Source organism: Rhodanobacter sp. OR92 (assembly GCF_000427545.1).
Lineage (GTDB): Bacteria > Pseudomonadota > Gammaproteobacteria > Xanthomonadales > Rhodanobacteraceae > Rhodanobacter > Rhodanobacter denitrificans.
In genome coordinates this window covers 18,714-33,288 of sequence record NZ_ATYF01000019.1, presented here as the reverse complement: position 1 = coordinate 33,288, position 14,575 = coordinate 18,714, and the positions used below count along the sequence as shown (strand labels likewise).

The 14,575-nt window shown below is 67.6% G+C and carries 14 protein-coding genes; 10 read left to right on the top strand and 4 right to left on the bottom strand.

Annotated features, from left to right (window positions below; genetic code table 11):
• Positions 1–284 precede the first annotated feature (284 nt).
• Complete coding sequence (locus tag RHOOR92_RS0111180) at positions 285–659, top strand: hypothetical protein (protein WP_007511824.1); 375 nt, start codon at positions 285–287, stop codon at positions 657–659.
• 75 nt (positions 660–734) lie between these two features.
• Here the strand turns inward: RHOOR92_RS0111180 and RHOOR92_RS0111175 are convergent, their stop codons facing one another.
• Positions 735–1,157, bottom strand: coding sequence for a hypothetical protein (locus tag RHOOR92_RS0111175; protein WP_231378374.1), 423 nt, complete (start codon positions 1,155–1,157; stop codon positions 735–737).
• A 187-nt stretch (positions 1,158–1,344) separates the two neighbouring features.
• Between RHOOR92_RS0111175 and RHOOR92_RS0111170 the strand changes: the two genes are divergently transcribed.
• Positions 1,345–1,890: a peroxiredoxin gene (locus tag RHOOR92_RS0111170; RefSeq protein WP_007511828.1), complete on the top strand. Its 546-nt coding sequence runs from the start codon at positions 1,345–1,347 to the stop codon at positions 1,888–1,890.
• 219 nt (positions 1,891–2,109) lie between these two features.
• Here RHOOR92_RS0111170 and RHOOR92_RS0111165 read toward each other — a convergent pair whose 3' ends face one another.
• Entirely contained in the window at positions 2,110–3,969 is a 1,860-nt protein-coding gene (locus tag RHOOR92_RS0111165) for a hypothetical protein (RefSeq protein ID WP_027490256.1), read from the bottom strand.
• Positions 3,970–4,206: 237 nt separating this feature from the next.
• Here RHOOR92_RS0111165 and RHOOR92_RS19985 point away from each other — a divergent pair, with 237 nt between their 5' ends.
• From RHOOR92_RS19985 to RHOOR92_RS0111140, 5 genes are all read left to right on the top strand, one after another.
• Positions 4,207–4,527, top strand: a complete 321-nt coding sequence (locus RHOOR92_RS19985) for a hypothetical protein (protein ID WP_037115328.1) — start codon at positions 4,207–4,209, stop codon at positions 4,525–4,527.
• 623 nt (positions 4,528–5,150) lie between these two features.
• On the top strand, positions 5,151–6,101 hold the full coding sequence (gene hemH / locus RHOOR92_RS0111155) for a ferrochelatase (RefSeq protein ID WP_027490254.1): 951 nt from the start codon (positions 5,151–5,153) through the stop codon (positions 6,099–6,101).
• Positions 6,098–7,549, top strand: a complete 1,452-nt coding sequence (gene hemY, locus RHOOR92_RS0111150) for a protoporphyrinogen oxidase (RefSeq protein ID WP_027490253.1) — start codon at positions 6,098–6,100, stop codon at positions 7,547–7,549. Before hemH ends, hemY begins: the two co-directional genes overlap by 4 nt.
• On the top strand, positions 7,539–8,021 hold the full coding sequence (locus RHOOR92_RS0111145; protein WP_027490252.1) for a DinB family protein: 483 nt from the start codon (positions 7,539–7,541) through the stop codon (positions 8,019–8,021). The genes hemY and RHOOR92_RS0111145 overlap by 11 nt, the downstream gene beginning before the upstream one ends.
• Positions 8,022–8,053: 32 nt before the next feature.
• Positions 8,054–8,722 carry a chlorite dismutase family protein gene (locus RHOOR92_RS0111140; protein ID WP_027490251.1) on the top strand — a complete coding sequence of 223 codons (669 nt, stop codon included), beginning with the start codon at positions 8,054–8,056 and terminating at the stop codon, positions 8,720–8,722.
• A 149-nt stretch (positions 8,723–8,871) separates the two neighbouring features.
• On the opposite strand, the gene RHOOR92_RS0111135 is transcribed toward RHOOR92_RS0111140, so the two are convergent.
• Positions 8,872–9,675: a hypothetical protein gene (locus RHOOR92_RS0111135; RefSeq protein ID WP_015448157.1), complete on the bottom strand. Its 804-nt coding sequence runs from the start codon at positions 9,673–9,675 to the stop codon at positions 8,872–8,874.
• Positions 9,676–10,129: 454 nt separating this feature from the next.
• Between RHOOR92_RS0111135 and RHOOR92_RS0111130 the strand changes: the two genes are divergently transcribed.
• On the top strand, positions 10,130–11,797 hold the full coding sequence (locus RHOOR92_RS0111130) for a tetratricopeptide repeat protein (RefSeq protein WP_027490250.1): 1,668 nt from the start codon (positions 10,130–10,132) through the stop codon (positions 11,795–11,797).
• A gap of 593 nt (positions 11,798–12,390) precedes the next feature.
• Here RHOOR92_RS0111130 and RHOOR92_RS18710 read toward each other — a convergent pair.
• Positions 12,391–13,323, bottom strand: coding sequence for a LysR substrate-binding domain-containing protein (locus RHOOR92_RS18710; RefSeq protein WP_231378373.1), 933 nt, complete (start codon positions 13,321–13,323; stop codon positions 12,391–12,393).
• A 117-nt stretch (positions 13,324–13,440) separates the two neighbouring features.
• Here RHOOR92_RS18710 and RHOOR92_RS0111120 point away from each other — a divergent pair, with 117 nt between their 5' ends.
• Positions 13,441–13,962 (top strand): lipocalin-like domain-containing protein, encoded by a 522-nt coding sequence (locus RHOOR92_RS0111120; RefSeq protein ID WP_027490249.1) that lies wholly within the window; start codon positions 13,441–13,443, stop codon positions 13,960–13,962.
• Between the two features lie 186 nt (positions 13,963–14,148).
• The gene (locus RHOOR92_RS0111115) at positions 14,149–14,508 is read left to right on the top strand and encodes a DUF6404 family protein (protein ID WP_231378372.1); all 360 of its coding nucleotides are present in this window, start codon (positions 14,149–14,151) and stop codon (positions 14,506–14,508) included.
• Positions 14,509–14,575: the final 67 nt, after the last annotated feature.

Sequence of the window (14,575 nt, the reverse complement as noted above, 5' to 3'; positions counted from 1 at the left end):
GCAGCGGCATCGACGTGCGTGAAAGCCTGCCGCCGGGCGGGCCGCTCGCGTTCCGGCCCCGCACCCCTTCAGGAAACCGGCGCCGTGCCGATGACCGTAGCAAACCCGAAGGATCCATCGATGCCACGCCACATCCGGATGCTCTTTAGCGCAACGACGCCACCCGCGGGAAACGGGGGCCGCCGGCCACGTCGGCCATGCCTGCCGGGCGCGTGCCAGCGGCGCACGGACGCACATGGCGAGCTCGGCCGCGCCAGCACCGCCCACCGCAGCGAATGGCCAGCATGATGGTCGACCGCAGCAACCCCACCCGCGCAGGCAATCGCGTCGACTGGAGCGATCCCCAGCTGCAGAAGCTGCTGAGCAAGATCGAGGACTGGGACCTGGACAACCGCGATAACTTCCCGCGGGAAGAAGTGCAGGTGCAGATCGGCTGGAGCGCCGGCGGCGGACGGACGGCGGTGCTGGTGTGGAAGCGCGACAAGGTCATGGTGCTGGAAGCCAGCTTCCCGATTCCCACCGCCGAATATGTACGCGTGGACCGCTTCTACGGCGACGGCATGCGCAGCGTATGGGGCGTGGTGGTCGAAGGCCGCGCCGGCAGGCGCGCGGAAGACTGCAGCAACGGCGTGAGCATCTACTGGCTGCACGAGTGCTGACCGCCGGCGCCGCTCGCGCCATGGCGCCAGACCGGGTACCGCCAGCGAGCGCGAATGGCGCGTGCCGCCCTGCCTTCAGCCGATGCGCAACTTGTTCAGGAACAGGCCGTGCTCGCGGTCCTCGATGCGGTAGCCCTCGCGTCCTTCGATAATCCAGCCCCACACGCTGCGCGTGCCACCCGCCTGCTGGTTGTCCACGCGCACATGGTCGCCCTGTGGCAGCGGAAACCGGGTCACCAGCACCATGGTCTGCTCGTCGATCGAAATCAGCTGGGCCGGCTTGCTCACGACGGAGTTGGCCGTCCACCCGGAGCTGACGTGAATCTGCACTTCCTGCGGCGGCTGGTCGCTGCGGTTGTCGACCTTCCAGCCGTCGACTTTCTGCAGCAGCGCATCCAGATGCGGATCATTCCAGTCGACCGCGCCGACTGAAACGCTCGATCGTGACTTGTCGTGGCCCATGTGGCTGACCTCCGCCGGGTGAGTGCGAATGGACATGCAGACCGGTTCCCCGCAGCCAACATACCAGAACTCCGGCCCGGCGACGGGCTGCGGAGAAAGCAGCCATGGCCATGATCCGTGCCACCGAGGCAACGAGGCGAAGCCCGCGCCGCGAGCAGCCGCGGCATCCGCCCGGGCGCTTCTGGCGTATAAGCTGTCTGACCCCTTGGCCCGAGGAATCGCCATGAACGCCTTGTTGAAATTCGCCGCGCTCGCCCTCGTCGGCAGCGCCACCCTCGCCGCACCGGCCCTGGCGGCACTGAAGGAAGGCGCCAGGGCGCCCGACTTTTCTGCGCCGGCCTATCTTGCCGGCCAGCCGTTCACGTTCAAGCTCGCCGATGCCCTGAAGAAGGGGCCGGTGGTGGTGTATTTCTTCCCCGCCGCGCACACCCCGGGCTGCAACCTGGAAGCGCACCTGTTCTCAGAGGCCATCGACCAGTTCAAGGCGCAGCACGCCACCGTGATCGGCGTCACCGCCGGCAATACCGCGGAACTGGCGGCGTTCTCGCAGGAAACCGAGCATTGCGGCGGCAAGTTCGCGGTCGCCGCCGACAACGGCGCGAAGATCGCCAGGGAATACGATGCACTGCTGCCGCTGCGGCCCGGCTGGTCGGACCGCACATCCTACGTGATCGCCCCGTCCGGGCAGATCGTGCACGTCTATTCGAACCTGAGCCCGAAGAAGCATGTGCAGGAGACGCTGGACGCGGTGAAGGCGCTCGGCAAATAGCGCGGCGCGAAGGCCGGCTCGCCCCGGGGCGAGCCGGCCGGTCCTGCCTGTCCGGCAGGTGGTCGAAAAGAGCGACCCTGCCCTCTCCAGCGCACCCGCCCGGTTGTCCGTCGCTGGCTGCGCCGGATCAGGTGCCTGGCGTGCCTGACTGGCGGCACGCCTTGTGTGGCCCGCCCCCGCCCACGCGCTTTTCGACGCCGCGGCGGGGACGCAGCCGGCTCACGGACCGATCGCCGAGATGCGGGTGGCCCAGTTGCCCAGCGCACCGCGCGTACCGCCGCACTGGAACCGCGGGGCAGTCAGGTACTGGCTGAGGGTGCAGGTCTGGGCGATGTATTCGGAGGCAGTCCAGATCGTGTTGCCGTCGGCCGCCGCCGCGCCGTAATCGCCCCAGCGCGGACGATCGCCGGCGAGGTAGGGGATGCCGGTGAAGCCGTCCCACGGCCCCGCACCCGCCGCGGCGATATGCACCTCGCCGGCGCCGAGCTTCGCGTCCAGCCCGGCATAGCCGGCGCCCGGATGATCGTTCGGGCCGACCACGGTGAACGCGATGACGCCGCGCCCGCTTTGCGTGACGGCCGCCGCACCGTAGGTCAGGTTCGCGTCAGGCAAGGCCAGCGTACCGTTGGCGGAGAGACCGCCGGACGCCGGATTGATGACGAAGTAGTTGATGCCCGAGCCGTGGCTGCCATCGGCCAGCAGCACGTCGGTATCCAGCGTGCCCCAGAGCTTGCCGTTGGCGTAGCTCACCTGCTGCATGCGCGAGTCGTTCACCGCCATCGGGCGCGGCGCCGGATAGACGATGTTCGGGTAGCCGAGATAGGTCGGCGCGCAGCCGGTCAGGGCAAAGCAGTCGCGCAGCGGCGCACTGCCCGGCTTCTGCCGCGCCAGGCTGCTCGGCACGGCATAGGTCTGCACGGTCAGCGGCGACACGTTCAGCGTCAGCGCCGCCGGCGCGCTGTCGATGGCCTGCGTGTTCGACACCGACCACAGCCACAGCGTGTTCGAGACGCCCGAGTCGTAGAACACCGCGTCCGAGCTCAGCAGGTACTCGGTGCCGCCGCGCGTGTCGACATACTGCCCGCCGGAGGAGATGGCCGGCCAGACCGTGAATGCGGGCGCGGGGATGCTCGGGTCGCCAGCGTTGAACAGCGCCACGTTCGGCGCAGCGGCACCGGTTGCCAGCGCCTGCTTGGAGATGGCGTAGATCTGCGCGCCGTAGAAGCCGTTGTCGAACAGCGCGAACTCGTTGGTGGTCAGGAAGATCGCATGGGCATCGGCGCCGATGTGCGGGTAATCGCCCAGGCAGAAGCCGCCCGCGCAGCTGTGGTCCGGCGTGCCGTCGGTGCCGTTGTTCTGCACCGGCAGCCGGTAGATGGTCCAGGCCCCAGTGGGGTCGGCACTCTGGCTGACGGCGATGTCCAGATGGTTGGTGCCGGCCAGCGACGAGGTGGTGCCGACGCGGTCCAGCGTGAGCACGACCTGGAACCAGCGCTGCGTGCCGGCATCGTAGTAACAGGACGGGTCGGTGATGCTCGGCCCGTACGCCCCGGTCGTGCGGTTGATCGCCGCGGGGTAGCCGTAGAAGGTGTTGAGATCGACCGGACCGACGAGCTCGTTGCCGGCCTTGTCATAGATCGCCAGCACGTCGTTGACGCTTTCCATGACGAAGCCGTTGCCGGCGCACAGGCCCTGGTCGGGCGGCTCCACCGAGAACTGGTTGCCGCCGTTGGCATAACGCTGGTCATGGAAATCGAGGCCATCGAAACCGCCCAGCAACTGCGGGTTCGCCTTCGCGCGGCGGGCCGTTCCCATCCGGTTGCTGCCGGCGTGACCGCGGGCAATGCTGCGGTTCACCACTGGCTGCGGCCCGAGTTCGCCGCCGGCGCCCGAATCGGCCTCTCCCGCGGTCATGGCCGGATCCAGTTCCAGGTTCGTCAGCGCCTGCCCGCCCACGGGCGTGGTCGTGGGCGTGGTGGTACCTGCCTTGTGCAGCTTGAGGGTGGTTGGCGTCGCCGCCAGCGCGCCGGTGGCAAACGCCACGGCCGCCACTGCGACGAGCAGTCGAGTCTTCATCATGTCGGTCTCCCGTTCGTGAGTAGGTGACCGCGTCCCCTGGGACGCCGGGGTCGGTCGTGCCGACGGGCGTCCACGCAAGTACGCATATTGGACATATGCGCCCGGCCACGATACGCGCGCCCGAGGGAAGTCACCATCCCCCTCTGGAACCAGCCGGTTCGCGCCGGCATGCCGGCGCCGAAGCCGCCGATCCGCGGGCGCGGGGTTGCTGCACACCGCGTGCAGACGGAAGGCCGGATGGGTTTGCGCCAGCGCCGCCAGCCGCTGGCCGAACACCTGTTCCCGCGCACTGCGCACACCGTAGTAGAGGTATACGCGACGCCCGGGCTGCGCGGCGAGACACCCGCGCAGCATGCACAGCGGGGGCGTGATCCCGATGCCGCCGGCGATCAGCACCACCGGCACGTCGGGGTCGGGATCGAGCACGAAGCGGCCGGTCGGCGCCTTCACCTTGAGCACGTCGCCGACGTGCACCGCGTCATGGAAATGGTTCGCGACCTTTCCCGCCGGAAGCTCCGGCCAGCCGGTGCCGGCGTGCGCTTGACCGTGATGCGATAGTGCGTCGGATCGGGCGGCGCGGACAGCGAACAGCAGCGGACGAGCGGGCTGGCCTGGTCGTCCCCGGCGACGGCGGCGAAGGTCAGGAACTGGCCGGGCAGGAACGCGGGCAACGCCGCGCCATCCAGCGGGGCCAGGTAGAACGAACAACGGATGGAAGCTTGGGCATGGGCCGAAATCGCCCGTCAGGACGAGCTCAAGCTACGCCACGCGCCGATACCCATATTGACCATGATGAAAAGAGCCCGAAGGCGCTGCGGACCCTGCGAGCGGCGGCGCGGCGGCGCGCCGACTTCCGCCTCTCGCGCCAAGCCGAGGGGCACCGCACGAAAATCACCGGCTGATCTGTATCAGTGCGGCCCACAGGGCCGGGTCGTATAAAAGCGACAACTCTCCGGGAAGGAGAGTATCGATGCGATTTCGAGCTGCCATCGCATTCACGCTGCACGGCATCCCGCCATGCATCGAGTGCATGGCCACAAGAGTGCATCCCATACGCGACCGGGCTTTTGCGACAACGGTCGTACCACTCGACCTCGACCCGCCAGGACAGACCCCGGGAAGGATTATTTCCGGGATTACCCATGAATGTCGGAAGACCCATACAGAGGGAACGCGACGCCATGTCGCAACAAACCACCGGGCTGCTGCTCATGGCGTACGGCACGCCGCACGGTCCCGACTCCATCGATTCCTTCTACACCCACATCCGTCACGGACAGCGTCCATCCGACGCGCTATTGCAGGAGCTCAGGAACCGCTACCAGGCCATTGGCGGCACCTCGCCGCTCGCCCGCATCACGAAAGCGCAGGCAGACGCGCTGGCGATACGGCTGAATGCCCGCCATGCCGATCAGCGATTCAAGCTGTACATCGGTCTGAAACACGCGGAGCCGTTCATTGAAGATGCCGTCGAAGCCATGCACCACGATGGCATCACGCAGGCCGTTGCCCTGGCGCTGGCACCTTACGATGCCAACGCCAGCGTCCACGGTTACGGCGAGCGCGCACAGGGTGCAGCTGCGTGGCTGGGCGGACCTGCGATAACGGTCGTGTCCGACTGGTGCCGGCAAGGAAAATTCGTACGTTACTGGGCCGAGCAGATCCGGACTGCCCTCGCGGTCATCCCCGAGGATGACCTGCGCACGACCGTCGTCATTTTCTCCGCGCACAGCTTGCCCGCGGCGATGCTGGGTCCCCCCGACCGCTACCCGCGCCAGCTGGAAGAAAGCGCACGATCAATTGCCCAGGCGGCACACCTGAAACACTACGCAACCGGATGGCAGAGCGCAGGAAGAACCGCCGATTCGTGGCTGGGCCCGGACATCCGCGAGTTGACCCGTGATCTGTGGAGCAGCGGCGGCTACCGCACCTTCGTCTACTGTGCGACCGGATTCGTCGCCGACCATCTCGAGGTTCTCTACGACCTGGACGTCGAATGCCGGGCGGTCGTAACGGCCCTGGGAGGGCGTTATATCCGCCCCGCCATGCCAAACACCGCCCCCCTGTTCATTGACTGCCTGGCCGATGCGGCAAGCGACGCTTTGGCGCACCAGGCGGGGGTGCCCGCATGACCGGGCAGCCGCTGCACGCCGCCATTATCGGTGGCGGCATCACCGGGCTCACCGCGGCCTTCTATCTGCAACGCCGACTGGAGGACATGGGCTCGGCGCCGAGGCTTGCGTTACTGGAGTCGGAGCCTCGGCTCGGCGGGAAGATCAGGACGACGATCCGCGACGGCTTCCTGATGGAACACGGCCCCGACTCCTTCGTGGCGAGCAAGAAGAGCGCCTACCAGCTCGTGCAGGACATCGGCCTGGAAAACGAGCTGGTACGCAACCACACGGGGCAGGCCTTCATCGCGCGAGGCGATCGGCTCTATCCGATCCCTGCCGGCACGATGATGGGCATTCCCGTCAGGCTGTGGCCGCTCCTGAGGTCGCCGCTGCTCTCCCCGCTAGGCAAGATGCGGGTAGTCCAGGATCTGTTCTGGCCGCGGAAGGAAACCGGCGGCGACCAGCCGGTCGGCGATTTTTTCCGAAGGCATCTGGGGAATCACATCGTCGATCGCCTGATCGAGCCGCTGCTGTCGGGCATCTACGCCGGCGACATCGACCACTACAGCCTGCAGGCCCTGTTCCCGCAGATCCATCAACTGAGCAAAAACCGCCGCAGCCTGATCCGCGCGATGAGCGGAGCATACGCCCATGTCAGGCAGGCGCCCGCCGGCAAAGCCCAGGGGCAATTCCTCAGCTTCAAGACGGGGCTGCAGTCACTGACCGCGCGGATCGAAAGTCGCCTGAAGTCGTGCACGATCATGAAAGGCAGCCCCGCAAGAGCCATCCGCAGGCAGGGCGGGCACTATCGCGTGGAGTTGGACGATGGGCGCACGCTGGACGCCTGCTCGATCATCCTGGCCGTACCGGGCTCTGCCGCCGTGAAGCTGTTTCCTGCCGCAGGAAATGCCATCTCGCCCGTGCTGCTGACTCCGCCGACGTCCGTCGCCAATGTCGTGATGGCGTTCCCGCAGGGAACCGCAGGCATGTCGCTGAACGGCACCGGCTTCGTAGTGCCACGCGGGTCGGGGCATGCGATCACGGCGTGCACCTGGGCGCACCTCAAATGGCCTCACGTGGCCCCGAACGGCGCGGCGTTACTGCGCTGCTACATCGGTGGCCCGCATGATGCGCAACTTGTCGACGAGTCCGACGCCACCATCGTCGACACCGTCATGGCCGATTTGCGGCACCTCATGGCGCTTCGCGAAACACCGGCCTTTTACCAGGTGACCCGCTGGAAGCACGCGATGCCGCAGTACTCGGTAGGCCATCTCGAGCGCCTCGGGGACACCCGCAAGACCATCGCCACGCAGTTCCCTGGCGTCTTCCTGGCCGGCGCCACCTACGGAGGCGTGGGCCTGCCGGACTGCATTCGACAGGGGGAGCAGGTCGCGCACGACCTGGTCGACCATCTGGCGCAAAGAAACCTGTTGAACTCACGAGAGGCATCACATGTTGATTGAAAACCTTGGCACGACTCGCGAGAAGCTCCTGGACAGCCTCGAAGGCCTGACGGAAGAGCAGTTGAATGCGAAGCCGCATACCGGCGGGCCCTCGATCGGCCAGATCGTTCACCACCTTTACGCGAGCGAGCGGGAAACCGCGGCCATGGTGCTCGATGCACTGCAGTCCCGCAGCGGGAAGGTCGAGGAAAAGGACGCGTCGTTTCTGGCGGCCGGCCTGCAGCAAGGCTGCGACGAGGAGCAGGCAACCGCCGAGCGATTCACCAAGGCGCAGCTGATCCGCTTGCTGGAGGAATCGCGCTTCAGGGACCTGCAGTCGGTATTCAACGAAACGCACGAATGCGTCCTGGCCGAGCGGTCACTGGAGCATCCCGCCTTCGGCAGGGTCAGCCTGAAGAACCTGCTCGACACCATCTGGATCCACGACGAGCTTCACGGCAAGCAGATTGCGGCGATCAGGCAGTCGCTTTGACACTCCCAACATAGTCACGGAAAGCAACCAACATGCGAACTCAGTACACCGCACAGCTGGCGATAAAGTACACGTCGGCATGGCACGAATCGGAGAAGGGCGACAGGATCGCCGCCATCAAGGAAGTGGTCGACATCTTCCGGAAATACGAAGACCGGGTGGGATTGCGTGGAACCTACGCGGTCCAGGGCTTCCAGGCCCATACGGACATCCTCTTCTGGATGTTCGCCGATCATTTCAACGACATCCAGGATCTGCAGCTGGAGATCAGGCGCTCGTCCTTTGGCCGGTATATAACCACGCCCCACGCCTTTACCGGAGTCACCAAGCCGTTCGAATTCTCCGAACACCCGACATCCTTCGCGATCGGCATGCGGCCGAGGGAATACCTGTGCTTTTACCCCTTCATTCGCAAGCCGGAATATTATCTGTTGCCGAAATGGGAGCGCAAAGCACTCATAGGGGATCATGGCGATATCGGCCACGAATTCACGCCCGACATCCTCACCAATGGCGTTTATGGCTTCGGGCTCGGCGATTACGAGTGGCTGTTGACCTTCGAAACCAACGATCTGCAGCGGCTCGTCGACTGCGTGCGAAAGCTGCGGGAGTCCAAGTCGAGACTGTATATGCAGGACGAGCACCCCTTTATCGTGGGGCGGTATTTCGAACTGGAAGCCGGCCTGTCGCAATATGGCTGACAACGAGGGGTAACACCGGGAGGTGGCCACTCCGACCTACGCCCAGTTCGCGGGCCTTCAGGCCGACGGCTTCGGCCACCGTCACGGCGCAGCGTGGCAGCAGTCACCCGGCGGAGAGCGCCGCCGGTGCCGCCCCGTCGCCACACCCTTCACGGCCCCAGGATCCGCGGCACGAGCGCGTGCCATCCCGGCGTGTCCCACAGCAGGTGGACGGCGACGGCGAAAGGCAGGTACAGGCCGAGCCATACCAGGTAGGCCCGGTGCACCGTCCGATGCCGGGCCACGTCCCACACGAACAGCGGTGATACCGCCAGCAGCGTGTAGAGATCGGTCGAGAGCGGGCTGACCGGGGCGGTGGTCGGCAGCCAGGCGATCCGGTCCATCGCCGCCTGCAGCGGCGTGGCGACGGCCAGGAACATCATCCGCTTGTGAAAGCCGGGATCGGCGTGCCGTGCCCGCAGCGCCAGCACGATGCAGAGCGGAAAGAAGATGCCGATGCGCGTCTGCAGCAACGCGATGTTGTCGAGGAAATGAAGCGTCTGCCGCAACTGTTCCCGCACCGGCGGCGGTGCTGCCTGGGCGCCGTTCCAGACCTGCTGGTAGATCGTCGGGACGAGGATGAAGCCGACCACGACGATGGCCGGAACGAGCACGAAGGCCGCGCGCCCCAGCAGCATGTGTCGATCGCGCCGGCCGGTCGCCATCAGCCAGGCCTGGGTGAGCAGCAACAGCAGGAAGGCGCCCATCAGGACCGCGTGCACGTGCAGGATCGGCGGGAACGGCGGCCTTGCCCCGGCCCGCACCATGGCAAGTTTGCCGAGCGAGTCCGGAATGAAGCCGGCCAGCGTAATGGCGATGAAGAAAGCCGCCATGAAAACCCAGATCCAGCGGTCGATCGCCAGGGCAAACGGCCTGGCAGGCACATAGAGCGCTTGCGCGTGGTTCGTGGTCATGACGCCCCCGATTAGCTCTTTCCACAGCGGACGGCTCGGCCCGGATTGGCCACCGTGTCGATCACGGTGCCGGGAGCACGGCTGAGCCCGATGGCACATCGCGCCGCCATTTCCCCGGGGAAACCCAGGAGCGCGATGGCGTTCGTGCCTGCCCCGAAACGTTGTGTCTCCCCTCGCCACTTCATCGCACATGGCGCGCGATCGAACACGGCGAAGCATTCTCGCACGTCGCCCATGGTGAGCCTTCCGGAGTGGAGCCGCAACAGCCGGCTGGATGGCCAAAAACTGCCACGGACAATGTGGACGTGGAAGGTGTTGCCGCCCGGTTCCGGACCGGATCGCGGCGAACCGGCCCGTGCGCGGAAAGCGGAAATCGCGCGCCCTTTTCCCGCCGACTCGGGCTAGGCTATCCGCCGCGTCCCCCTGTGCCCGAACCGACCATGGGAGAACCACGATGATCCGTCGACCCTTGCTCCTGCCGCTGCTGGCGGTCCTGCTGGTGGGCTGCGATCCGGCGCCGAAGGCGACCCGCGACGCAGCATCCGCCGCCGAAGCCACCCCGCCGCTGTTCGATACCTTCGGCGACCTGCACCACGACGTGGCCACCCGCGTGCCCGCCGCGCAGCGCTATGTCGACCAGGGCCTGCGCATGGCCTACGGCTTCAACCACGAGGCGGCCGGGCGCGCCTTTGCCGAGGCGGCGCGGCTGGACCCGCAATGCGCGATGTGCGTGTGGGGCCAGGCCCTGGTGCTGGGGCCGAACATCAACCTGCCGATGGACCCGGCGCACGCGAAAGACGCCACTGCCCTCGCCGCGCGCGCCGCGCGCCTGGCCGCCACCGCACGCCCGGTCGACCGCGCGCTGATCCAGGCGCTGCAGTTGCGCTATGCCGACCCGGCGCCGGCGGATCGCGCACCGCTGGACCGTGCCTATGCCGACGCGATGGCGCGCGTGGTCGAGCAGTTCCCCGAAGACGACGACGCAGCGACGCTGTATGCGGAAGCGCTGATGGACCTCTCGCCCTGGGCGTACTGGGAAAAGGACGGCAGCCCGGCCGAGTTCACCCCGCGCCTGCTCGGCGAACTGGAACGCGTGCTGGCGCGCAACCCGCGCCACATTGGCGCGATGCACTACTACATCCACGCCACCGAGTCCTCGCCCGAACCACGGCGCGCCGAACCCTGGGCGGATGCGCTGGCGGCGCTGGCGCCCGGCTCAGGCCATCTGGTGCACATGCCCGCGCACACCTACATCCGCGTCGGCCGCTACCACGACGCCACCCTGACCAACCTCGCCGCCACCACCGCGGACACGGCTTTCCTGGCGATGTGCCGCGGCAGCAACGGCGTCTACCCGCTGGGCTACGTGCCGCACAACTGGCACTTCGCCACCATGACCACCGGCCTGACCGGCTCGCGCACGCTTGCGCTGCAGGCGGCCGAGCAGACCGCCCGGCGCGCCGACCGTGCCGCGATGGGCGCGGCGCCGATGGAGTTCATGCAGCAGTTCGTGGTCACGCCGCTGCTCACCCGGGTCCGCTTCGGCGATTGGGACGCGATCCTCGCCGATACCGCCGCGCCGCCGGCACTGCCGTACCCGGCCGCGATCCACCACTTCGCCCGCGGCATGGCCCAGGCGCGCAAGGGCGCCCTGGCCGAGGCCGCGCGCGAGGCCGCTGCGCTGCACGCGATCGCCATCGACCCGGCTATGGCCAAGGTGAGCTTCTTCGACATCAACCACGCCGACGGCGTGCTGCGCGTCGCCGATGCCCTGCTGCGCGGCGAACTGCTGCGTGCGCGGGGCAAGCACGCGCAGGCCATCACTGTGCTGCGCGAAGCGGCGGCCGCCGAAGATGCCCTGGCCTACAACGAACCGGCCGACTGGCCGCTGCCGGTCCGCCCCTACCTGGGTGCCGCGCTGCTCGAAGCGGGCGACGCCAAGGGCGCGGCGGAAGCCTTCGAGCAGGATCTGAAGACCTACCCGCTCAACGGCTGGTCGCTGTTCGGCCTGGCGCAGGCGCAGCAGGAACTCGGTCAGGCGGATGCCGCGCGCGAAACGTCAGCGCGGCAGGTGGCCGCGTGGCAGTGGGCTGATGCGCCGCTGACGGCGGCGCGGTACTGAGCGCTGCTGCAAAGGGAAACGGGGCGTCCCAAAGGGGCGGAGAGAATCCGGCAACCAGGCCTTCCGGCGCGGCCTGGCGCCATCGCTCCGGCCTCCCGACGGCGCGGGTGAGCCATCGACAGCAAGCCTGCGGCATGCCATGTCGTGCGCGCCTCCAGCTTCCCGGGGCGCCCCTTCATGTCGCCCGGCGTGGCGTCAATCGTTGCGCGATCTTCGTCGACGACCTCGACCGCAACCACGTCCACGACCTGCTGCGCGAAGCCATGGCCGAGCAGCTCCCGGACGCGCATGCCTACGTTTTCGTGGGCAACCACGGGCACCGGCTGCCGGCGCCGCCGGACCGCAAACCGCCATCGACGTGCCGGCATACCCTGGCGGGGGCGGTTCAAGTCCTGCCTGGTCGACACCGACCGTTGCCTGATGATCGCCCACCCTTACCTCGAGCTCAGTCCCGTGCGCGGCCATGGTGGCGCTGCCCGAGCGGTACCGCCGGTCAAGCGTGCACGTGCGTCCCGGCTTGCGGAAAGACAAGCTGAGCGCGCCTCGCCCCGCCTTCCTTGCGCAAGACCACGATCCCGGATGCGCGCGGCAGCCTAGCGGGCCTGGCGGCGTGAAGGTCCCGGCGAGGACGAGCTGCCGAGCATCGTCCCCTTGTTGCGCAGATGCGTCCGTGCCTGCTCCATCACCGCTTGCCGCAGGTGGCTCAGCGCCGCCGACGGCGAGCCGGGGGCGACATGCAGGCACAGCTCCACGCCCGGCAGCGACGGCAGGCCGTGACGTTCATCCAGGCGCATCAGCGTGGGCGGCAGGTCGGCACCCGTGCGCACGGTGATGCCCAGGCCCGCGGCCACGCCGGCCCACAGGCTGTGCAGGCTGGCGGTGACGAAAGCCGGCCGCCAGGCGATGCCGGCCCGATCCAGCGCCGCCGTACCCGCCTGACGGAAGAAACACGGCGGCTGGTAGAGCGCCAGATCCAGCACCGTATCCGGCCGTACGACCTCGCCCGTTCCTGCCGGTCCGATCCAGATCATCGGCAGCGTGGCCAGACGCTCGGCGTCCGCGCGCCCGCCCTGGTTCATCGCAAGCACCAGGTCGAGCTCGCCGCGGTCGAGCCGTTCGAGCAGCAGCCCGTTGCGTTCGACCAGCACATCCACCCGCACCGCCGGGTAGGCCTTCCGGAACTGCCCCAACGCCATCGGCAACCAGGACTCGGCGAAATCGCCCGGCAGGCCGAAGCGCACCGTGCCGTCGATCGCCGCACCGCGCACCGCGTGGACCGCTTCGTCATTGAGTTCCAGGATGCGCCGCGCGTAGGCGAGAACGCGGTCGCCCGCCTCGGTCAGCACCACGCGGCGGCCCTGCCTGCGGAACAGCGGCTGGCCCAGCTGCAACTCCAGCTTGCGCATCTGCTGGCTGATCGCCGAGGGCGAGCGCCCGACCCGCTCCGCGGCACGCGCCAGTCCGCCCAGGTGCAGGATCGCCACCAGGCTGCGCAAAGCATCCATGTCGAGATTGGGGAGCGGCATCGGTAAGCAATTCGAAAGTATTACCCTCGAATTATTCGGTTTTCCCGCGTTTCGGCAAGTCCTACGATCGGCGCCTCACCCACGCGTGCGCCACCCGATTCGAAAGAGGAAAGCCCCATGAGCCTGTACCGTACCTTCTCCCGCCTTGCCGCCCTCGCCTGTCTGCTGCCCGGCCTGGCCTGGGCCTCAGGCATCGGGGCGGCCGACACCCGCGGCGATGTCTCGCTGGCCGGCACCTGGACGCTGGTGGCGGCCGACGTGCTGCATCCGGACGGCACGCGCTCGCACGACTACGGCGATGCGCCGAAGGGGCTGCTGCTGATCGACCGCGCGGGTCACTACTCGCTGCAGATTTTCCGTGCCGACCGCCCGCGCTTCGCCAACCCGGACAAGGCCAAGGCCAGCGCGCAGGAATATCGGGCAGCCGTGATGGGCGCAAGCACCCACTACGGCATGCTTGCGGTCGATCCGGGCCGGCACCAGCTGGTGTTCCATATCGAAGGCGCCTCCTTCCCCAATTGGGAGGGACAGCAGCAAAGCCGCGCCTTCGAGTTGCGCGGCGACACGCTCAGCTACCGGGTACCGCCGCGTCCGGACGGCAACGTGCCGATGTCGGTCTGGCGGCGCATCGGCGACTGAGCCGCCCGTAAAACCGGGGCAGAGGCGACGCTGCCGAGAAAGTGCACTCTGCCTGCCTTGTTCCGGCAAGGGCTGGCGCTAACCGCCTGTCCGACAGCGAGGCCTGCCGATATCCTGCAGACGGGTCAGGTTGCGCGCAAGCCAGCCACCGCGATCGAGAGAGCGCCCCTGTTCGGAATCCACGACATGCAGCCCAGGCAACGTATCGAGGCGTACTTGCGGCATATGGAGGGCGGCGGAATTGCTCGGAGCAACTTCGCACCGCCGATCCGGACCGGCTTGTGCTCCGTCGGCATATTCCTGCCGCCTCCACCGTTTCTGAAATTACCGGCGATGATCGCGATATCGGCCGTTTCGGGCGTGTTGCTGGTTCTCGTCCTGTGGGTTGTCTTCGGACTCATGGCGCTGCTCCGCCCCATCACGGGACATCCGCCCACCCTTTCGATGTTCTTGTGGACGGCCCCGATCAGCGCGGCTCTCATGGCGATCGGCAACCCGATCTACTATCGACGCATGGCGCGCCGACACGGTCTCGCAACCTGGTAGAACCCGCCGGTCCGGCTGGCGTCGGGAGGACGCCAACCGGACCGGCCAATCCGAGGTACCGCCAGCC